Origin of the sequence: Gilliamella sp. W8128 (genome assembly GCF_016100545.1) — a bacterium.
Classification (GTDB): domain Bacteria; phylum Pseudomonadota; class Gammaproteobacteria; order Enterobacterales; family Orbaceae; genus Gilliamella; species Gilliamella apis.
This window is the reverse complement of record NZ_JACFSE010000006.1, coordinates 143213-164530: the sequence shown is the minus strand read 5'-3', so window position 1 is coordinate 164530 and position 21318 is coordinate 143213. Positions and strand designations below refer to the sequence as shown.

The following is a 21318-nucleotide window of genomic DNA, read 5'->3' as shown; positions in this document are numbered from 1 at the left end:
TGTATCTTAAATAGTATTAAGGATATAATATCCAAAAAATTTATTAAAAAATACTAAGAGAATAAAGTGGTTATGCATCCTCCAATAGGTATTGATTTAGGTACTACCAATAGTTTGATTTGTGTTTGGCAAAATGGTCAATCAACGCTTATTCCCAACGCTATCGGCGAAGTTGTTACGCCATCGGTGGTTAGCATTGATGAAGATAACTCTATTTTAGTTGGTCATGCTGCTTTATCACGTTTAACCACTCATCCTAGCCGTAGTGCCGCGGCATTCAAGCGTTTTTTAGGCTCAAGTAAAATTTTTGAATTAGGTGAGCAAAAATTTACTCCAACCGAACTTTCTGCATTGGTTTTAAAATCATTAAAAGCTGATGCTGAAGCTTTTTTAAAACAAGAGATTCGTGATGTAGTAATATCCGTACCTGCTTATTTTAATGATGAGCAGCGTAAACAGACTCGCTTTGCTGCTGAGCTGGCCGGCTTAAATGCCGTGCGTTTAATTAATGAACCGACTGCCGCCGCCATGGCGTATGGATTACATGAAGAACAATCTGGTAATACATTAGTTTTTGATTTAGGGGGTGGTACATTTGATGTTACTGTTTTGGAATATAGCATGCCAATCATTGAGGTTCATGCTTCAGCTGGTGATAATTACTTAGGTGGTGAAGATTTTACTCATGAACTTGTTAAAGCTTGTTTAAGCGAATGGGAACTCAAACAATCTGATATACCTGTTGATGATTATGCTCGCTTATTAGATTTAGCTGAACAACTAAAATGTAAGCTAAATGGTGAACAAATACATAATTTGACTTGGTCTTGGCAAGATAAGTTATGGCAATTTTCATTAAATGAAATAAGAGCTAAATCAATTTGGTTACCTTTACTTAATCGCTTACGAGCACCTGTTGAACAGGCTCTAAGTGATGCTCGCTTAAAACCTAATGAACTTGAGCATATAGTCTTAGTTGGTGGTTCATCGCAGTTAGGTGTAGTTCGAGAGTTAGTAACCAAATTATTTGCCAAATTACCTTATCGTCACATTAATCCTACGACTATCGTGGCACAAGGTGCAGCAGTGCAAGCAGCATGTCGTTTACGTGATGTTGATGTTGAAGAAGTGATTCTTACCGATGTGTGCCCATATACGCTAGGCATTGAAAGTAGTTCTGGTAATATCAATGGTTTATTTTCGCCGATTATTGAACGTAATACGATTGTTCCAACGTCAAAAGTAAAAACCTTTTCTACGACCCACCCACAACAAAAAAGCATTATGCTTTCAGTTTATCAAGGTGAAAACCCTCGGGTAGAAAATAATGTTCTAATTGATGAATTTGAAGTTCCTTTAAAGCCAATGGAAAAAATACAAGGGATTGATGTTCGTTTTAGTTATGATTTAAATGGTTTGCTCGAAGTTGATGTGGTATTGCTTGAAACTGGCGAATTGCATGGCAAAGTGATTGATCATAGTCCAATAGGGTTAACCGATAAGCAAAAACAAGAGAGCCATGAACGTCTAGCGGCCCTTAAGATTCATCCGCGTGATGAAATGCCAAATCGTACTTTATTAGCGCGACTAGAACGAGCATGGGCACAGTCATTGGGTGATGAACGAATATTAATTGGAGCATATATTGAAGCTTTTATGCAAGTACTCGATCAGCAGAATCCTGAAGAAATCGAGCAAGTACGCAGTGAGATAGAGGTAAATCTTAGCGAGCTTAATCGATAATCATTACTTTTTCTAAAATTATCCCCTTTGCTAATCAGAAAATAGTGTTTCAAAGGGGATATGTAGATGATTCATTTTTTCTAATTATTTTTGTATTGGTGGTCCGTAGCGGTTGGTTTCATTAACAGTTGAAAGCCAACACGGCAATAATAGAAATGGTAATAAAATTGTGGCGGATACAAAATAATAGATACCTCCATTAGAATAACAGTCATTTAAGCGTCGTTTTATTGCCAAAACGCTATTGATTGTTGCTAATCCGCATAATACAAGCATAATTGGATGATTTAAATTAGTTTTTCCTGCTGCTCCTATTATTAGAAAAAATAAAGGTAAACTGACGTAGCCCATTTGTTTTAAGAAACCAGTTAAATTTGTTCGCCCCTTCCAACGCCAAATTTGCCACCATTCATTTGGCGGAAATGATTTTGATTGCAGCTTTTTCTGGTGATCCATATTTTTGGCTAACAGCAATGCTGAGGATAATTTAATTATGCTATTATTATCATTATTTTGTCCAATTTCTTCTAGTACTTCGATATCTTCTTCTTCGCATAGCGAATCATCTTTGTCTAACTTTTTATTTATAGCATATAATTTATCTATGTTTTGCAATTCATCATTATGTTTTTTAAGGGATGATGGAATAGATAATTTATCACAAAATGCGTTAGCAAGTTTTTTTAACTGTAGATCATCGCCAGCAAGTTTTTGTAGTATTTGGTGTAGTTTTGTTTTTTGATTTGGTTTATCAAAAACAATCATATACAGTAACATTAAACAACTTACTGGTTTGTTGGCTAGTTTATTTGCCCATCTTTGTTCAACTATTTGTTCAATTTCATCCCAATTAACTTCTTCTGGCGAGTCGGTAAACGTCTCAATTGAATTTGGATAATTAACCAACATACTGCCAATCAACTGGTTATCAGTATCGATTAAATTATATAATTGTGTATCATTTTGCCATTCGTTAGACTTAAAGGTATTGATCAGCGGCACTAGCGGATCATTTTCTGGGAGTAAAAATAAGTTATCTTTTTCACGAATAAAGTCTGCGGCTTTAATTGGTGAATTGGCAATAGTAATGGCTAATAAACAGTAACGATACCATTGCCAATAAGCATTCTTATCAGCCTCAATAATTGATTGTTCAGGTGATTTAGGTAAATTATTAAACCCCCTAAATTGATAATATACCGGCCAATCAAACATTTCCATATTTCGATAAGTTACATTGCGGTATAAATGTAATTTGGCGACAAATGGGATATCATCGAATCTATCTAACCATAATCGACCATATAAAAACTGATTGCCTTTTTCGTTATCTGGATCAAATTTAGTCGGGATAGTTGCATTTTCATCACTTTGGTACAACCATTGTTTAAACTCCTGAACGGGTGGCAAATTAGTGAGCCATTCAAGGTGTTGTCTAGCTTGACGCTGTAAATTTTGTAAAATAAATTGTTCAAACTCATCTTCACTTGAGTCAGCTAAGATTTCTTGTAAAAGTGTTTTATTACCGTGTCGTAGCATGATTGCATGTCGGTATAAACGATATAACCGATTGTTTCCATCATCGCATAATAAAGTGTGTAGAACTTGACGATAATTCCAATGATTATCCAGAGCCCAGGTTATAACAGCCGCAATTTCATTGCTGTAGTTTTGTTTCCTAAATTTCAGTAGTCGAGAAATTGTTGATGGCGTAAATTGCGGAATACTATATATATAAGTTTCCTGATCTTCTGCCGTTAAACAATAAGATTGGTTTAATGCCAGAATTAATAATGGTAGATAATCAAACCGATTCTTGGAACACCATAACATTAACCAGCTGGTCGCCTTTTCTTGATATTGCGGTAAACGATAAAGTTCTAACCAAAGTAATAAGGCGTTTTGTTCGTCTTCAAGCAGTGAATACTGCATTGCGGCGACAGCTTTCCATTGTTCTTGTATTTGCTGTTCTTGATTAGGATCGTCAATACAAGTTAAGGCATAATCTAATAATCCTCTATTTGGCGATTTAGCAAAATAATACCAATTGGCTAGTTCTTGCATGAACTCGGGATTATCAGGTAAGTAAACTACAGTATGAATAGATAAATATTCTGTTAATTCTGCTGCTGGTTTTTCCCAGAAAAGCCATCTAGCACAACGAGCATAGTCGATGGTTACATTTTGTACGGCTTTATTTGTCTTTGGTAAGCTGTCATAATCAAAAAAATCACCACGATCAATATGATCGAAGAAATTTTCATACATATCAGCGTCGTTGGGCGAATAACTATTTATTTGCTGACGCCAGCGTAGATTATCAGCTAATATTTTCACACATGATAGTGATATCGTCACAGTGTCATAACTGATATCTAACATTTTCCATTTAGCAATTTCTATTATAGACATTGGGTAATCATAAAATGAAGCAACAAATTTATGCCACTCATTCACATTATGGCATCGAACCGGATCATCGAGTAGTGCTTGATAGTTATCACAGATTTCTTTGACTTGTTGCTCTTCTGCGGTGAGTGGTTTAATAACTTCTTCAGTAGGCTGTTCTTGATTTAAATCATCAGCCATTGATTCTGGTGATTTTGCATACTGCATTGCTAATTCATAGGCTTCGCGTAGCGCTTTAAAACCATCAGGATCTGTTTCAGGATGATATTCAGGTAGTTTTGCCCGATATGCTTGTCGAATCACGGCGATATCGGTAGTTTTCTCAATTGCTAATAATTGCCAAAAATTGTTATTCATGACCAAGCATACTCCATTAATGATTCAGGTTTTTCCAATTCATCTATATCAATATTCCAAGGCAGGTGATGATAAGGGGAATCTTCGTCGGTATACAATTTAGTCATAGTCCATGTTTGGGATGAACGGCATAAGTCACAACGTAATCTTTCTAAATCTTCTTTATTAGTCAATGATTCCCAATATTGATAACCGACAAACCAACCAGAAAAATAACTTTGCCATGATGAATAATAGTATTGTGCTCGCAGTCCTATTCTATACAAAATCCAAAGGGCTTCTTCTTCAGTAATAAATTTATTGGTGATGCCATTACGCAATATATATCCCATACGTGCGTAATCCCAACTACGGATGCCTCCTGTGCCACATTCGGAATAAGTCTGTTCAACAAATTCGAGCAAAACTTTATCGTAATCGCTCTGTTTCTCGATATAATTTAACCAATCTAATGCCGATAGGCGAGGATACATAAAATAATGTTTAGATAAGGCTGTTGCATGACCATCATCGACCATATTAAAAACCATTGCTAATAGTGTTTCTCGCGAATCAATACCCCAGTCTTGTTTCAAATCGGTATATTTATCCTCAGGAAAAAAAAAGGGTGATGTATAACTTGCGCCACACTCTTTATTTAAGGCAACCATTGGTGCTGATAGACCATATAACCAATCGATATAATCTTGATTCATAGCTTTATTCCATTAATTTTTATACGACCTTTTAATAAAAGATAACAGATTTTATGAAAAAATAAATGCTTGTTATAATAATTAAATTAATTACTTTTTTGCTATAGATTAGCTAAAAAAATCGAGAGATTTTATTTTTTAGAACAATAAAATTATTTTGCAAAACTATATCTACAAGGCATAATAAAAACTGTTCATCAGTATTTGAATTCTACTGGGTAGTAAATAAAAGGAGTGATAATGAAAAAATTTATTTTAGTAACAGCATTAGTAACTAGCACATTAATGTTACAAGGGTGTGTTGCTGCTGTTATTGGCGTCGGTGCTGGTGCTACCGCAAAAGTTGCCACCGATCCGCGTACCACAGGAACACAAGTTGATGATACGACCCTGAACACCAGAATGAACAGTAAATTAAGTGAAAATGGTCCTTTTTTTATTGGCTCTCGTATTTCTTCAAGTACTTATGATGGCAATATTATTTTGACAGGCCAAGCCAATGCTGAACAGATTGAAAAAGCTGAACGTCTAGCTTATCAAGTTGAAGGAGTTAAGAAAGTTTATAACCAAATTCGTGCTGGAGAACCGGTTGGAGCAGGAACAATCACCAATGATATGTGGATAACCACCAAAGTTAAATCCCAACTTACACTAAATTCCAAAACAAAAGCACGTAATATCAAAGTCGTTACGGAAAATGGTGAGGTATTTTTAATCGGTATTGTTAGCAGTGAAGAAGGGCAAGAAGCCGCTACTGTTGCAAGTAAAGTTGCTGGTGTCAAGAAAGTTGTTACATTATTTACTACACGTTAATCACTAATTGTAAAAACTAAAAAGCTTTAAAAAGGGAGAAATTATCCTCCCTTTTTTACTAGCTACCCGCTAACTTAATACGCTCAATTATTTTTTCAATCCCTTGTAGCCGAGATTGGCTCAACTCATCAGTAATTTTTAATTGCTTTAATATTGCAAGAAAATCGATGCTTTGGATTTGTTCTGCTGTTTTATGATTGGCAATAATGATTAAAATAGCTAACAATCCTTTTACGATTCTACCTTCACTATCACCTTGAAAGGTAAAAGTATTATCTAATTGTTTTTCATTAGTTAGCCATACCCGATTTTCACAACCATAAATTTGGTTGGATTCTATTTTTTTTATATCCGGAAAATCAGGTAATTGTTTTGCTAAGGCAATTAATTGTCTATAACGATCTTGCCAGTTATGTTGTTTAGAAAATAATTCAAATAAAGTTTGTTGTGATAGCATAATTAAAACCGATTAGTGATTGAACAAGTCATTAACGTTTCTTTGATTAACTACAGATATAGTTTACGTGAGTAATTCAATGGAATTTTGTAATGCTGTAATAAAATGATCAATATCGTGCTGATTATTATATGGCATAAGTGAAATGCGAATAACACCATGACAACCAAGTTTATCCATAAGTGGTTTAGCACACAATTCACCGGTTCGGATGGCAATATTTTGTTCGCTTAATAAAATAGCGACATCATTATGATGAATGTTTTGTATATTAAAACTAATTATAGGGCTATTGTTAACACTATAAAATTGTATATTGGTTAATTGACTTAATTTTGATTCAGTATAGTCAGCTAATTGTGTTATATAACTTTCTAATTGTGTTTCATTCCACTTTGTTAACCAATCTAAGGTTGCTTTAAAACCAATAATACCAGCTATATTTTGCGTACCCGCTTCAAATTTATAGGGAAGATCTTCAACTGTAAATTCGGTAAATGAAGCCGTTTTTAACATTTTACCACCACCATGCCAAACATCCATTTGTTTGAGTAAATGTTGTTTTCCATATAGTATCCCTAATCCAGTTGGGCCATATAGCTTATGAGCAGAAAAGGCATAAAAATCGATATTTAATTTTTCAACATCAATCGGATGATGTACAACGCCTTGTGCGCCATCCACGACTAATACCGCATTGGTTTGATGAACTAGTTGGCTAATTTTGGCTAAATCTGGACAAAAACCAGTAACGTTAGACATTTGAGTTATGGCAACAATTTTGGTTTTAGCTGAGAGTAATCTTGAAAGCTCATCAATATCTGCTGACCATTTAATGATCTTGGCGCCAGTTTGTTTCGCCACAATAAGCCAAGGTAACAAGTTGCTGTGATGTTCTAACTCGCTAACAATGATCTCATCACCTATATGTAATTGTGCTCTGGCATAACTTTGGGCAATTAAGTTGATTGATTCGGTTGTGCCACGAGTCCAAATTATTTCACAATTTGACTTAGCATGAAGTAGATCAGCAATATTTTTCCTAGTTTGATCAATCGTTGCGGTGACTTGTAGCGCATCTTGGTGCAAACTACGTTGCGCTGTTGCAGTGTTATGCCCGTAATACTCAACAGTTGCATCGATCATGGCTTGTGGTTTCAGTGCTGTAGCTGCTGAATCAAGATACACATTATGGCTAGTTAGGGCAGGGAAATCTGCCCTAAATTTTTCGAGTAGCAGCATATTATTGTGTAAGTTCAAGTCCTGCAATTCCATTCCAATAACCGTTACAGTCTCGTTTATGTTCAATGTGTAAAGGATTTAGTCCTTCTTCATTAGCTCTAAATTGCTTAACTACCTCGAGTGTTTCAATTCCAAGCGGAGAAATACGCACGATATCAACTAATCCTTTCATCTCTTTTAGATTGTTACCTAAGTTATAACAGTAGCCACTTTGTGTTTGAATACCGTTAAGGACAAATACTTTTTGTTGCTCTTGAGAAAATACTTCTCGACCAACGGGATATTTAATACAGCAAGTCTCACATTTATCCTTTGGTTTATCTTCCGATCTAGCAGTAAAGCAGCGGGCAGAATAAGCTAATGGTAAATAACCATAGCTAAATACTTCAACTTCAAAATTGCGTTCAATTTTCAATGCATCAAATTGTTTTAAAACATTGCTTAACCAATCGCGAGAAAGTTCAACTGGCATACACCAACGCACCATACCTTGTTTTTGTAATAATTTTAGGGTTAATGCGTTATAACAGTTAATAGCCGGACCAGCGACAAAAGGTAAATTATTGTCATGAGCAATATTAATTGCCGCCAAATCATTAGCTTCAATTAAAAAATCACCATTATTAACTAATTGTTTTAAATCAATTAGTTCTGATGGTGCTTCAAGCAGTGCTAGGGTAGAAAGTACGACTTGTTTACCAGATTTAGCAATTTCTTTAGCTAAATCTAACCAATTGGGTACTTTCATTTCCCGACGTTTGGTACATACTGTTTCGCCCATATAAATAATATCCGCTTCACTTTCCTTAGCGGCTTGATAAAAGGCTTCAGTTTCAGTTTTAGGCCAATAATAAAGCACAGGGCCTAACGCATATTTCATAGTCTTGCTCACTATATCTGTATTTAATTATTTTAAATAGTCAATGTTTGATAGCTGTTTTCTAACGCTAATATCAAAAGTCATTTAGATGAGTATCATATTTATTTTATTGGTAAACATGAGTAAATATGTTTATATTTTATTGCCATTTACGGTGGTAAGCACCTAATGTCGTTTGTGTACCTTCTGATACTGATCCTAATGTATCCATCCAATTCTTTTCTGCTTGGAATGTTTGAGGATTCGCTTTATAACGGTCAATAGCTTGTCGCCAAACTTTGGTCACCTGTTCCACATAAGCTGGACTACGTTGGCGACCTTCAATTTTTACTGAGGCAATATTAGCCGCAAATAGTTCAGGTAATAGTTCAATGGTATTTAAACTTGTTGGTTCTTCAATAGGATGATAAAGTTCATCGCCAACAAAATAGCGTCCTTTACATAAGGTTGGATAACCCGCATTTTCACCTTTCTTATGGCAATCGATTAATACATTATTCAGTCTAGATTCAAGTCCTTTATCGGTCTCTTCCCAACGGACAAATTTCGCTGGTGAACAAGCTCCTACGGTATTGGGAGATTCACCGGTTAAATATGAGGATAAATAACAGCGACCTTCCGCCATAATACATAGACTGCCGAATGCAAACACTTCCAATGGCACTGGAGAGACTTGTGATAACTGTTTTACTTGATGCATGGATAACACTCGCGGTAAAACAATACGATGCACCTGGAAGTTATTATGATAAAACTTAATTGATTCTTCATTGGTTGATGATGCTTGAACCGAGACATGGCGTTCAAGATTAGGATGTTTTTCGGCTGCATAATCAAGCATGGCTAAATCAGCAATGATTAGGGCATCGGCACCAATGTTTGCTGCTGTATCGACTGCATATTGCCAGCGCTCAAAGTTTTCCGGATGAGCGAAGGTATTAATTGCGATGTGTAACTTTTTACCATGCTTATGTACATATTCGGATGCTTCAATTAAACGCTTTTCATTAAAATTTAATCCCGCAAAATGACGAGCATTGGTATCATCTTTCAAACCAATATAAACGGCATCAGCACCGTTATCGATTGCTATTTTTAATGATGGTAACGAGCCGGCAGGGCAAAGAAGTTCCATATTTATACCTTTAGATTCTGCATTTTATTCGCCGTGTATTATGCAATAATTCTGGCTGTAATGCGAATAGAAAGCAGGCAAAGTCACTAAAAACATAATAAATGATAGATCAATAGTGTCATGTAAAAAGATAATTAATAGTGAAATTGTTTCTGATATCAACTACCTAGGCATAATCTTTGCTATACCTAGGTAAAAGTTAGTGACTTGCGCCTGCGACTTAGAAATGTTTATTTTATATTTTCCCCAATAAAATATAGCAACATGATTAATTCACCATTGCTTATTGTTGAATGAATGATATTCAATACTTCATCGTTGTGGTAATAAACGAGGTTATCCACCAATCGGTGAAAAACTGTCATTACCAGTAACAGTTCTAATTGGTGATTATATTTTTTAGATAATGGTTATTTTGATTTGCTTTATTTAGGTTTATTTTGTAAAAATAATTGAGGAGTGTATACCGTCTTATTGATATTTGAATATCCGTGGGCTATTAATTAAGCAATAATAAGTCGCTGAAGATAATTTTAGACATCAGGATTTGGAAATACTAGACTAAATGAACTCAATAATACAATATTAATGTGAAATTAAAATCAGTAATAATATCTATCCCCCCCCTTTCCTTAAAATTTTTAGGTAAAGGGGATTAGAGGTAAGTTAAAAAGTAACTAAGTTGTGGTTTTAGGAATTTTACCTGTCCACCAAATTGGTTTTTCATCAGGTTGTAAATTATCGAAAACAGATAAAGGGATCAGCTTGTAGGTAATTAAATCCGGTATTGTAGTATATGCTACCATTACCGGCTGATATTTATAATCGGGATCTGATTTAAACCATTCATAATTTCTTATAGCACATTCAATACACTCATAAAATGCTTCAAAATATTCACCAAAAATTTCAAATAAAGTTGATTTAGTTCTATCTAAATCACTTTTAACTTGACCTGATAATATTTTACTCCAATCAAATGCTTCTCTATCCAACTGTTTAAACTCTTTTTCTACCAATTTCATTAATGCTACGGCGGCATCTAACTCTTCTAATTTTAAATAACGACGATATAAGCGGTCAGTAATCAGTGACCAATTTTGGTCAGGATATTTAGGTAAAACATAATATGAAATGCAGTCAAAAAATAGCTGCATATCACTATCTGTACCTAATTCATATACTGACCCACCACCTCTGAAACCAATTTTTATTAACATAATTTACTCACCTCCTATTTTGTTTTAAATTCAATTTGTTCAGGCTTAATTATTCCATTTGATTTATTTTTTATACCCTGTTTTATTTTAAATTGCTGTGCGGCAGTTATTTTTTGACCGCGAATATCTATTACAACTAATTGTTGTACTCCTGATGGTAGATGTTTTTTTCTCTCAATGGCTTGTTTGGAAACATTATCAATCAAACCATTAATATTATTTTGTATATCATAATTTTTTACTTCTATTGAACAAGTAGTACCATTACAAAAATCTGGTCTTACACTCCCGTCTGTTCCCCATTTTACCTTTTGACCATTCAGATAGCTTTCCTGAGCATTAAAATCAGGAGTTAACGTTTTACCGGCATCTTTATGAATAGTGCGTTCGAGCTCTTTAACCTGTTCGCCTAACTCTTTTAAGCTAGTGACAATGTTTAGTCTGGTCTGCTCATCCTCGTTATTCAAGATAGAAAACTTGATGACTTCCTTCTAAACTATTATAAAGATCAACCGCCTCTTGCCCTTCGGCAATAAACTCTACATCTATCGGAGCGGGTGGATTATTAGGATCTTCATTGTTCCCTTCTAAAAAGGCTTTATATTGTTCCAGAATATATAAAAGCTGTTCCCTAGTAAGGATCACCTGTTGCCTTTCAACATATTCATTACCAATAAAAACGTAATCGCCGGTAATTAATACCCAATGAGCATTACCAACAGCAAACTTGCCGTCCGGTGCTCGACTATTCGCTAAATCGGTTAGATTATTAATCCAGATATTGACTGAGTTAACTGAGTATTGGATTTCATCAAATAGAAAACATGCAATCTCACATACACCGTAACCTTGTTTAGGTGTATATCGAATATTTTCCTCAGGCAACCTTCCTGATGGACAGAATCCATCATAAAAATCCGTCCAATATAAATATATTTTTCTATTTTTCATACATTATTTACCTTTATTATAAATCGGCCACGCCGTTGCGCCAGTACCATTTGGTATTTTATAGTAACCTCCTATTTTTATTCCACTTGAAGATATTCCTATCCACCTGTCTTCATAATTAGGATCTGGTTTTGAATTTTCAAAAGCACTTTTTATTTCCATTTCCGTTTGACGTTTAGACCAATGCTTAGGGAAGAATGTGGTTTCAGCCTGCTTTTCATACCACTTACCTGTAGCAGGATCTCTGACCGATATATACCCTTTCGTGACACCATTTGCATCGGCTTCACCTGACCACTTATCTACTTTAATATTTGGATCTTTTAAATAATGTCCTCCTGTTCCAACATTCGTGCCGTCTCTATAAGTCTTAATTTCACCATTTAAAATGTGATCGGTATTGATTGTTACCTGAGTACCTTTACCAGCTTGTTGTTGAACTAACTCGGTCGGTGTTGGTGATGGTTTAAAGTCTTTGAGATACTCTCCTACTTTACTTTCTGTACTCGTCGTGCCTTTTCCAGCATTATTTTAAAACATCAGGTTAAGCAGTTGATTGAATAAGACAAGGCGGCTAAAGAAGAGCAGTAAAATAGACGCAGATTAACGGTGTACCACCACCGCTAACCTACTAATCACAACAACTATAGGAGTAGTTATTATGACTAAGGTATATTCTACGTTGGATAAGATGATTGTCCAGAAGAGCAAGATTGAACGGCATTACACCGTTGGTAATCTGCCGTCCCGCAGTGATGACAGTATTCCGGCTATTCATCTTAAGGGTAAATGGCTAAATCAGGCCGGGTTTACCACCGGTACACCGCTGATTATCCGGGTGATGCAGGGTTGTTTAGTCATCATCACCGAACCTAAACACCAGACGGATAACCGTAAGTTACTCGAAGAGATACAACAGACCCAGCAGCGCATCTGTGATATCACCGTTAAGCTTAATCAGTAAAACGGATAGTCAGAATCCACCCTATCATTGAGTTGAGGTTAACTTCACTAATGGCATGTAATGGATCAAATTATATGGGTCCATTCCATGTCAGCTTATTTTTAAGTTCTACAGGAACCATAGCAAAGAGTTCTTTAATAAAACTAACTTGCTTATCATAATTAATAGATATTTCGGTATTACAGTTCTCATAATAATATCGAGCCTGATGATTTAAAAACCAAATATCATGCTGCTCAAATTCAGCATCAAAAATAGTAATTAATAAATTATGAACTAATTCAGCCTCATAATAACATGATATATCTTTCGCCTTTCTAGTCGAGTCTTGTGACTGCACGTTTCTTATATAAGTTAATGTTCGTCCTAACATTTCCACATATATTTCATTTTTCTTCATCATGGTTTCCTTGTTGGTAGAGGCCGTGCATCAACAGGGACTTTATTAGTTTTATCCCATTTACCATTTTCTAATAGCTTATGGATATATGTTGCATCACCTGTAGTTTAGTATATTTCTTGAGCTGCTGCCATTCTATGATGACCTTCGGTAATATAATAATTTCCTTTACTATCAATATATCCTGCAATTTTTCCTCTTGTAGCCGTGAACTCAAAACTTCCGTTTAGCATATCGCTTTTCATTAAATCAATTTGAGCAGGATCTCTTAATCCGACTTGAGTACCTTTAATTTCGGGAATACTCCCTTTTACAGCAATATCATCAACCTTATTAACAATATTACCGGGTTTACCTATATTGGTATTTGGTTGCGTAAAATTTACTCCTCCATACAAACCAGCCAATGAAGATACAATTCCATGTGCAGCCATAACATATTTATACTGTTGAGCAACATCTTTTATATCTCTACCTGTCTCTTTTGCAATTGCTTCAATTGAAATTAAATGAATAATGCTGTTGGGATCTAAACCGACTAATGCTTCGTTAAGATTTTTTGAGTCTTCTCTATATAAATCAGCATTTGTTAAACTTCTAGCAACCTCTTTTTCATATTCATTCTGCATTTCCCATGCTTCTTGCAGCAATCCTTTACAAGCTGAGCTTGAGATGTTACCCAATGAACAATTATCCTGTAAAATTTGATCTCGTTCTTTATCTAGTTTATTGAGATTTTCTAATTCTTTCTTTTCATCTTCTGTTAATTCCTCACCTAGATAGTTTGGCTTTATCCAAGTCAAATAAGCTTTTCGCTTAGCTTCATTTACACTCAAATAATTATTCTCAACCGCATTTTTACTGCTACGAATTGCTGTGCTAGCATCGCTAATATTACCACCGCCAGCGGCTATGGCAAGACCAGTAGCTAGTTGAGATAATGCGCTGATGGTTTGTTTTTCTTCTTCGGTTAAATCTTTGACTTCTTTGCCATACAGTTGTTTGCGGATGATATCTGCTGCAACTTCACCAGCCACTGCACCGGCTCCACCAGATAATGCTGAGTTGCCTTGCAGTTCAGCCACTACCGCACCAAGTATTGCATGAGCAACTAACCTCGCGGTTTCGTTATCACCGGCTTGTATCTTTATCTGCTCCGCTAACCATGGCGCACTGGCGCCAGCAAGACCGCCGGTCATATCGCCGGTGATAATGCCGGTAATAATTGATACGGCTGAGTCAACGCCTTTACTAAAGTCATTGCCCATTTTGCCATCTTGCGAGTCTTTACCGGCATCTTTATGAATAGTGCGTTCAAGCTCTTTAACCTGTGACGCTAACTCTTGTAAGCTAGTAACAATGTTTAATCTGGTCTGCTCATCCTCTTTATTAAAGATTGGTTTGAGTTTGCTATGGGCATTTTCGGTATCATGACTGAGTTCATTAATATCTTGTGTTTGTTTATCTTGGTCACGAATGATTAACTCACCGTTACTGATTGCCGCATGGGTAATATTCGAGGCTTCATCGTTGTGGTCATAAATGGTTGGTTGGCCACTGGTTGGTGAAAAACTGCTATCAACAATTATCCTAATTTTTTGATTATATTTTAGATAATGGTTATTTTGATTTGGTTTATTGAGGTTTATTTGTAAAAATAAATAGAAGGATGCACATTTGATAGCACATCTTTCTATATGGACATTTTGAAATTTTTTAGCTCAAGTTAATAAAACTGCTTTATGTTTTTTGCTTTGGTTATGTGTATGAAGGATGTGTGTTACTTTTTTTATAAAATATTCGATACTTTATGACAAAACTAATCATGACTAGCCCCTTATCCTGCGGCAAAAACTGTAATAACCACAAGTAAAACACTGCGTAAGCTAATTATACTGTTTATGATATCATAGATAAGTTATCATCCAAGAATTAGATCAGGTTCAGAGTTATCTCCCTTAAATTTCAGCAATAAAAAGTACAAACAAAGATTTTCCCCCTTCTTTGGGCGAAGAATCTTGATGAACAACTATATTGTATATGGATAACTTATAGAACAATTTACACAAACTAAGGATAAATCTACCCAACCTTGCATCTTTAAATAATATACATTATCATCTGAGTTCTTTAATATCTCAAGTTCACCTATATATGCAGGTAAAATATCCTCTTCATCAATATTATTTTGATATTGTAATGTGATAATGTTATTTATATTAATGGTGCAAACCTTGTCGCCATTATCCATATTTAAAATTTCTATATTAGCTTCATTTTTATCTAATTTAACAGAAAAAAACGATAAATTAACGTCAACCAATTTCAAATAATGATCTTTCATATATTATTTATCCCTATTGATAAAATGACCAGTTGAATGACTTTGATCTTTCAATCTATTAAATTCATAGTCAGTTCTTTCATTGTATTTCTTACCATTTTCCGCAATCTTAGGTTTCGTAGGGATAACCTCACCAGTAGGTTTTACTGTAACAATACGTCCGTCAGGATGTTTATAAGTTGTATATCCTCCAGTACTAGTTCCTTTTAATTGAAAGCCTTTAGAAATAAGATCAGAGTGTAATTCACTTAATGTTGTAGGTTCGAATCTATTTGTTTGCTTTCCTGCATTCCCCAAGCCTTTCTCATTTACTACATGTTCATCAAAATTACTGCTTTTATTAGCCTGTTGATTTGCTGCATGATTATTATTTATATTATCCTTTGTTTCTTTATAATTTCCACCACCTTGTTGAACGTTTTCTTTTCCATATACTGATTCAAAATAATCTTTATCTAATTTTCCCGTTATATTACTAGTTTTACTTTTATTGGCCGTTGATAATTTACTTCCTTTTAATGCTCTATTTATTATAGGTAAAGCAAAATGCCCTTCCAAACCATTAATCATCATCATTATTGCAATGGTTCTACCAGCCATTACTTGAGCTTCTTCATCACTGTAACCAAAACTTTTAAAACTTACTACATATCCATTATAAATAGCATGGAATTCATTTGCTGCTGCTGATGTGCTGTTCAATAAATGCTCAATTTCTTGGTAACCAATTTGAGCATTTGGAGGATTTGAATAAGTTAAATACTTATAAGTTTTTAAAGCATCGTAGGCTTTCTGGCGTTCCACATGGCATTCATCACTATTTACATCAATACACGCATTTATTAATGCATCACTTAAACTATCATCTTTAAGACGAAGTTCAAGTAATTCCATTTTTTCTTCATCTGTTAATATACCTTTTCTTTCTTTGTATTCTAAACCTTTTTTGGTTTGATGCTCATCTGAGTTTAAATAATTATTCTCAACCGCATTTTTACTGCTACTAATAGCCGCACTGGCATCGCCAAAATTACCACCGCCGGCAGCTACCGCAAGGCCGGATGCTAGTTGAGATAGTGCGCTAATGGTTTGTTTTTCTGCTTCGGTTAAATCTTTGACTTCTTTGCCATACAGTTGTTTGCGGATGATATCTGCCGCAACTTCACCCACCACTGCACCCGCTCCACCAGATAATGCTGAGTTGCCTTGTAGCTCAGCAACTACCGCACCAAGTATTGCATGGGCAACTAACCTTGCGGTTTCGTTATCACCGGCTTGTATCTTTATCTGCTCAGCTAGCCATGGCGCACTAGCGCCAGCTAAGCCGCCGGTCATATCGCCGGTGATAATGCCGGTAATAATCGATACGGCTGAGTCAACGCCTTTACTAAAGTCATTGCCCATTTTGCCATCTTGTGAGTCTTTACCGGCATCTTTATGAATAGTGCGTTCGAGCTCTTTAACCTGCTCTCCTAACTCTTTTAAGCTAGTAACAATGTTTAATCTGGTCTGCTCATCCTCTTTATTAAAGATTGTTTTGAGTTTGCTATGGGCATTTTCGGTATCATGACTGAGTTAATTAATATCTTGTGTTTGCTTATCTGGGTCACGAATGATTAATTCACCGTCACTAATTGCCGCATGGGTAATATTCGAGGCTTCATCGTTGTGGTAATAAATGGTTGGTTGGCCACTGGTCGGTGAAAAAACATTACTACCAACAACCATTCTAATTGGTTAATTATTTTTTAGATAATGGTTATTTTGAGTTGCTTTATTTAGGTTTATTTTGTAAAAATAATTGAGAAGTCTATACCATGATAGTTATTATAACATTGATATAACCTGATTTTTTGCATTAATTGTGTCTATTTTTCAATTTATCGTCGCTCGGCTGGCAAAGTAAGTATAAAACCTTTATACTATGCGACAATTTTTAGTAATACTTGCTGTGTTGCTAAATCAACCCGTTCTTTAACATCATCAATTGGAAGAAAATTATGCATCCGATGCTGAATATTGCTATTCGTGCTGCTCGTAAAGCAGGTAATGTGGCCATTAAGGCTTATGAAAATCCAAGTTCAATCGAAATTGACACTAAAGGTGCTAACGATTTTGCTACTAACGCCGATCGTGCTGCTGAAGCTTTAATTATTGAAACAATCAAAAAAGCGTATCCTGACCATACGATTATTGCCGAAGAAAGCGGACTGGCTAAAGGTAATGATGCTGACACGCAATGGATTATCGACCCAATTGATGGTACTACTAATTTTATTAAGAATATTCCTCATTTTGCGGTTTCGATTGCCGCTCGAGTTAAAGGTAAAACGGAAGTTGCTGTCGTGTATAATCCGATGAGTAATGAACTCTTCACGGCTGCTCGAGGTAAAGGTGCGCAGTTAAATGGTTACCGTATTCGAGTAAGTAATGCGAAAGATTTAGAGGGTAGTGTGCTTGCAACAGCTTTTCCTTTTAAAGCTAAACAACACAGTAATTGTTATTTCGCGGTATTGCAAAAGCTATTTACTAAATGTGGTGATTTTCGTCGTAGTGGTTCAGCCGCGTTAGATCTGGCTTATGTCGCATCAGGGCGCTTAGATGGCTTTTTTGAAATTGGCTTAAAACCATGGGATATTGCTGCAGGTGAGCTGATTTTACGTGAAGCTGGTGGCGTGGTTACTGATTTTGCTGGCGGTAATAATTATATGGTTTCTGGTAACATAGTTGCAGGCAATCCAAGAATCGTTAAAGATCTGCTTGTTTCTACTCAAAACGATTGGCCAGAAAATTTGCGTAATTAGTTTTACTTTCTTTATCTAAATGCGGGGCTGTCTTATCCCTGCATTTTGTCTTTATACCGTTTATCAAAAAAAATAAATTTGCTATTGGTCATTGTGGATCAGTTATTGCTGTCATGGAACAATTAACTTGTAAGCCTTGATTGTTTAAATAGTCACTACCCCAAGTATACATTGATTCGAGGGCTGGTTTGATACTTTTGCCAAAGTTGGTTAAAGAATATTCTACTTTAGGTGGTACGACGGGATAAACGTGTCGATGAATTAGGCCATTTGCTTCAAGTTCACGTAGCTGTTGGGTTAACATTTTCGGGGTAGCGGTTGGAATTTCTTTCTGTAATTGCGAAAATCTCAAGGTGGTTTCGGTCATCAGTTTCCATAAAATGAGCGATTTATATTTACCACCAATCATATTAATTGTGGCATCAACTGGACAACAGGTGATAGGTTGATGTTCTTTTCCACAACAAGTGGTATTAATCGGATTATTTTTCACATTATTATCTCAATAGTATCTTTTTAGGTAGTATATATCAAAAAAGTGCATTCTTGTTAAAAGGATAATTAATATTACAATAGCTATATAAATCACATCAAAAACCAAGGGAAACATCAAATGAAAACCGTCGAATATAGTTTTTTTGTGGAAGAGATGAGCTGCGCATCATGCGTTAGTCGTGTTGAAAAAGCATTAAAAAAGATTGATGGCGTGATTGATGTTAGTGTTAACCTTGCGACAGAAAAGGCAACAGTTGAAGCCAATACGAATGTGCAATTAGAAACCTTAATGGCAGCAGTCGATAAAGCCGGTTACCACGCGGTAAAGATTAGTGAGCCGGAAATTCACGCCAAAGATATAAATAAGCAAGCGTCACTCTGGCCGATTATTATCTCGGTTATCTTAGCGATTCCTTTTGTATTGCCGATGTTACTTGAGCCATTTGGCATTCATTGGATGATGCCTGCTTGGTTGCAATTAGTGATTGCCTCGGTGGTGCAATTTGGGCTTGGTGCTAAATTTTATCGTAGTGGTTTTAATGCTGCCAAGGCGTTGTCCGGTAATATGGATCTGTTAGTGGCAATTGGTACCAGTGCAGCTTATGGATTGTCACTTTATCAGCTTATTATTGGTAATAACGATCATCTCTATTTCGAGTCATCGGTGGTTATTATTACGTTAATTTTGATTGGTAAATGGTTAGAGTCAAGAGCCAAACATCAAACGACCCAAGCGATTGAGGCACTTTCCGCGCTGCGCCCGGAAGTCGCGTTAGTTCGACAAGGTGATCAAGAGGTAAGTTTGCCGATAAGTCAGGTTAAGGTCGATGATGTGGTTGTGATCAAACCTGGTGAACGAATTCCGGTAGATGGTGTGGTTATTGACGGCGCATCGAGTTGTGATGAATCGATGTTGACGGGGGAAAGTTTCCCGGTTAGTAAAACCCTCAATAGTGTGGTAACTGGTGGCACCATTAATGGCGAAGGGTTATTGATGGTAAAAACCACGGCCGTTCAAGCTGATTCTACGTTATCGAAAATTATTGCTATGGTTGAGTCTGCGCAAGCGAAAAAAGCACCAATTCAACGTATTGTCGATCGGATTAGTGCTATTTTTGTCCCCGTGATTTTATTGATTGCACTAATTACACTGCTTGCTTGGGGCGTTATTTCTCATGATTGGCAGCAAGCTTTACTACATGCGGTCGCCGTGTTAGTGATTGCTTGCCCATGTGCATTAGGATTGGCGACACCAACCGCCATAATGGTTGGTACGGGGGTTGCTGCTCGCCATGGTATTTTGATTAAAGATGCCGAGGCGCTTGAAACCTTACATAACATTAATACGGTAGCATTTGATAAAACTGGCACATTAACCATTGGTAAACCAGAATTAGTTGAACTGGATGTAATGGGCACAGAAACTGCCGATCAAATTCTCGCACTAGCGGCATCAATGCAAGCTGGAAGTGAACATCCACTCGCTAAAGCAATTTTAGCGAAAGCTAAATCGTATAATTATGCACAGAATATTACCTCAGTTGCTGGTTCAGGGGTAATGGCAACGATTGATAATCATGAATATTATTTAGGTAGTTTACGTTGGATGAAATCGTTAAATGCCTATTTTGTGGATATGCAGGATAAAATTAATGAACTTACCCAAAAAGGTTATACAATCTCATTTTTAGCCAAACAGCAATCGGAAAATGGTGTTGTGATATTAGCCTTATTTGGTTTTGCCGATGTGATTAAATCGGAAGCGAAAAGCGCCATTGATGCATTACATCAACTCAACGTAAATACGGTTATGTTAACCGGCGACAATCAACAAGCGGCTAATTATGTAGCACAGCAATTAAATTTAGATAAAGTTATTGCAGAGGTTTTACCGCAAGATAAAGCCAATTATATTTATCAATTACAAAAAGAAAGTCTAAATAATAACAATAGTGATAGCAATCATAAAGTGGCAATGGTGGGTGACGGTATTAATGATGCGCCAGCTTTAGCTGCGGCTGATATTGGTATTGCCATGGGAACGGGGACAGATGTCGCTATGCATGCAGCAAGTATAACCTTGATGCGCGGCAATCTATTTTTAATTGCTGATGCCATTGATATCTCACGAAGAACCTACAATAAAATTAAACAAAACTTATTTTGGGCATTTTTCTACAATTTAATTGGCATTCCACTCGCTGCCTTCGGCTTCTTAAATCCAATGATAGCCGGTGCGGCTATGGCACTTAGCAGTGTAAGTGTGGTGACTAATGCTTTATTGTTAAAACGTTGGCAAGCACGTTCTGGGTCAAAATAATTTTATTTTGACCTAATTCTTTATGGTAATAAATTAATTTTAGAACAAGTCATTAATGCAAATATTGTTCCAAATTAGTTGATTTTGGA

Annotated in this window: 21 protein-coding genes; 5 read left to right on the top strand and 16 right to left on the bottom strand. The window is 35.9% G+C overall.

What is annotated here, in order from left to right; all coding sequences use genetic code 11:
• Positions 1–72: 72 nt before the first annotated feature.
• Positions 73–1743: a molecular chaperone HscC gene (locus H3U97_RS07810; protein WP_232343782.1), complete on the top strand. Its 1671-nt coding sequence runs from the start codon at positions 73–75 to the stop codon at positions 1741–1743.
• An 84-nt stretch (positions 1744–1827) separates the two neighbouring features.
• Here H3U97_RS07810 and H3U97_RS07805 read toward each other — a convergent pair whose 3' ends face one another.
• Together H3U97_RS07805 and H3U97_RS07800 are read right to left on the bottom strand one after the other, a co-directional pair.
• Positions 1828–4509: a hypothetical protein gene (locus tag H3U97_RS07805; protein WP_198198651.1), complete on the bottom strand. Its 2682-nt coding sequence runs from the start codon at positions 4507–4509 to the stop codon at positions 1828–1830.
• Positions 4506–5204, bottom strand: a complete 699-nt coding sequence (locus H3U97_RS07800) for a DUF1266 domain-containing protein (RefSeq protein ID WP_198198650.1) — start codon at positions 5202–5204, stop codon at positions 4506–4508. Before H3U97_RS07800 ends, H3U97_RS07805 begins: the two co-directional genes overlap by 4 nt.
• A gap of 240 nt (positions 5205–5444) precedes the next feature.
• Between H3U97_RS07800 and dolP the strand changes: the two genes are divergently transcribed.
• Positions 5445–6017 (top strand): division/outer membrane stress-associated lipid-binding lipoprotein, encoded by a 573-nt coding sequence (gene dolP, locus H3U97_RS07795; RefSeq protein ID WP_065577915.1) that lies wholly within the window; start codon positions 5445–5447, stop codon positions 6015–6017.
• Positions 6018–6075: 58 nt separating this feature from the next.
• Here the strand turns inward: dolP and csdE are convergent, their stop codons facing one another.
• The 8 genes from csdE to H3U97_RS07755 form a co-directional block, all read right to left on the bottom strand.
• The gene (gene csdE, locus H3U97_RS07790) at positions 6076–6474 is read right to left on the bottom strand and encodes a cysteine desulfurase sulfur acceptor subunit CsdE (protein WP_034901495.1); all 399 of its coding nucleotides are present in this window, start codon (positions 6472–6474) and stop codon (positions 6076–6078) included.
• Between the two features lie 63 nt (positions 6475–6537).
• Positions 6538–7749: a cysteine desulfurase CsdA gene (csdA, locus tag H3U97_RS07785; protein WP_198198649.1), complete on the bottom strand. Its 1212-nt coding sequence runs from the start codon at positions 7747–7749 to the stop codon at positions 6538–6540.
• Positions 7718–8596 (bottom strand): U32 family peptidase, encoded by an 879-nt coding sequence (locus H3U97_RS07780; RefSeq protein ID WP_065577912.1) that lies wholly within the window; start codon positions 8594–8596, stop codon positions 7718–7720. The genes csdA and H3U97_RS07780 overlap by 32 nt, the downstream gene beginning before the upstream one ends.
• Before the next feature lie 139 nt (positions 8597–8735).
• A complete protein-coding gene (locus tag H3U97_RS07775) occupies positions 8736–9731 on the bottom strand; it encodes a peptidase U32 family protein (protein ID WP_065651370.1) in 996 nt (331 codons plus the stop codon).
• 677 nt (positions 9732–10408) lie between these two features.
• On the bottom strand, positions 10409–10951 hold the full coding sequence (locus H3U97_RS07770; RefSeq protein WP_198198648.1) for a hypothetical protein: 543 nt from the start codon (positions 10949–10951) through the stop codon (positions 10409–10411).
• 14 nt (positions 10952–10965) lie between these two features.
• Positions 10966–11418 (bottom strand): hypothetical protein, encoded by a 453-nt coding sequence (locus H3U97_RS07765; protein WP_198198647.1) that lies wholly within the window; start codon positions 11416–11418, stop codon positions 10966–10968.
• Positions 11411–11902: a hypothetical protein gene (locus H3U97_RS07760; protein ID WP_198198646.1), complete on the bottom strand. Its 492-nt coding sequence runs from the start codon at positions 11900–11902 to the stop codon at positions 11411–11413. Before H3U97_RS07760 ends, H3U97_RS07765 begins: the two co-directional genes overlap by 8 nt.
• Positions 11903–11905: 3 nt before the next feature.
• Positions 11906–12292, bottom strand: coding sequence for an EndoU domain-containing protein (locus H3U97_RS07755; RefSeq protein WP_370545681.1), 387 nt, complete (start codon positions 12290–12292; stop codon positions 11906–11908).
• A 271-nt stretch (positions 12293–12563) separates the two neighbouring features.
• Between H3U97_RS07755 and H3U97_RS07750 the strand changes: the two genes are divergently transcribed.
• Positions 12564–12866 carry a SymE family type I addiction module toxin gene (locus H3U97_RS07750; RefSeq protein ID WP_198198645.1) on the top strand — a complete coding sequence of 101 codons (303 nt, stop codon included), beginning with the start codon at positions 12564–12566 and terminating at the stop codon, positions 12864–12866.
• 70 nt (positions 12867–12936) lie between these two features.
• On the opposite strand, the gene H3U97_RS07745 is transcribed toward H3U97_RS07750, so the two are convergent.
• The 5 genes from H3U97_RS07745 to H3U97_RS07725 form a co-directional block, all read right to left on the bottom strand.
• Positions 12937–13266, bottom strand: a complete 330-nt coding sequence (locus H3U97_RS07745) for a hypothetical protein (RefSeq protein WP_198198644.1) — start codon at positions 13264–13266, stop codon at positions 12937–12939.
• A gap of 107 nt (positions 13267–13373) precedes the next feature.
• Positions 13374–14534 (bottom strand): VENN motif pre-toxin domain-containing protein, encoded by a 1161-nt coding sequence (locus H3U97_RS07740; protein WP_198198643.1) that lies wholly within the window; start codon positions 14532–14534, stop codon positions 13374–13376.
• Between the two features lie 761 nt (positions 14535–15295).
• Positions 15296–15610: a hypothetical protein gene (locus tag H3U97_RS07735; protein ID WP_086353747.1), complete on the bottom strand. Its 315-nt coding sequence runs from the start codon at positions 15608–15610 to the stop codon at positions 15296–15298.
• Positions 15611–15613: 3 nt separating this feature from the next.
• Positions 15614–17014 carry a VENN motif pre-toxin domain-containing protein gene (locus tag H3U97_RS07730; protein ID WP_198198642.1) on the bottom strand — a complete coding sequence of 467 codons (1401 nt, stop codon included), beginning with the start codon at positions 17012–17014 and terminating at the stop codon, positions 15614–15616.
• 171 nt (positions 17015–17185) lie between these two features.
• Positions 17186–17338, bottom strand: a complete 153-nt coding sequence (locus H3U97_RS07725) for a hypothetical protein (RefSeq protein WP_165755129.1) — start codon at positions 17336–17338, stop codon at positions 17186–17188.
• A 272-nt stretch (positions 17339–17610) separates the two neighbouring features.
• On the opposite strand from H3U97_RS07725, the gene suhB reads away from it, so the two are divergent.
• Entirely contained in the window at positions 17611–18414 is an 804-nt protein-coding gene (gene suhB, locus H3U97_RS07720) for an inositol-1-monophosphatase (RefSeq protein WP_086353750.1), read from the top strand.
• Between the two features lie 88 nt (positions 18415–18502).
• Here suhB and H3U97_RS07715 read toward each other — a convergent pair whose 3' ends face one another.
• A complete protein-coding gene (locus H3U97_RS07715) occupies positions 18503–18823 on the bottom strand; it encodes a helix-turn-helix domain-containing protein (RefSeq protein ID WP_198198686.1) in 321 nt (106 codons plus the stop codon).
• 204 nt (positions 18824–19027) lie between these two features.
• Here H3U97_RS07715 and H3U97_RS07710 point away from each other — a divergent pair, with 204 nt between their 5' ends.
• Positions 19028–21229 carry a cation-translocating P-type ATPase gene (locus tag H3U97_RS07710; protein ID WP_198198641.1) on the top strand — a complete coding sequence of 734 codons (2202 nt, stop codon included), beginning with the start codon at positions 19028–19030 and terminating at the stop codon, positions 21227–21229.
• Positions 21230–21318: the final 89 nt, after the last annotated feature.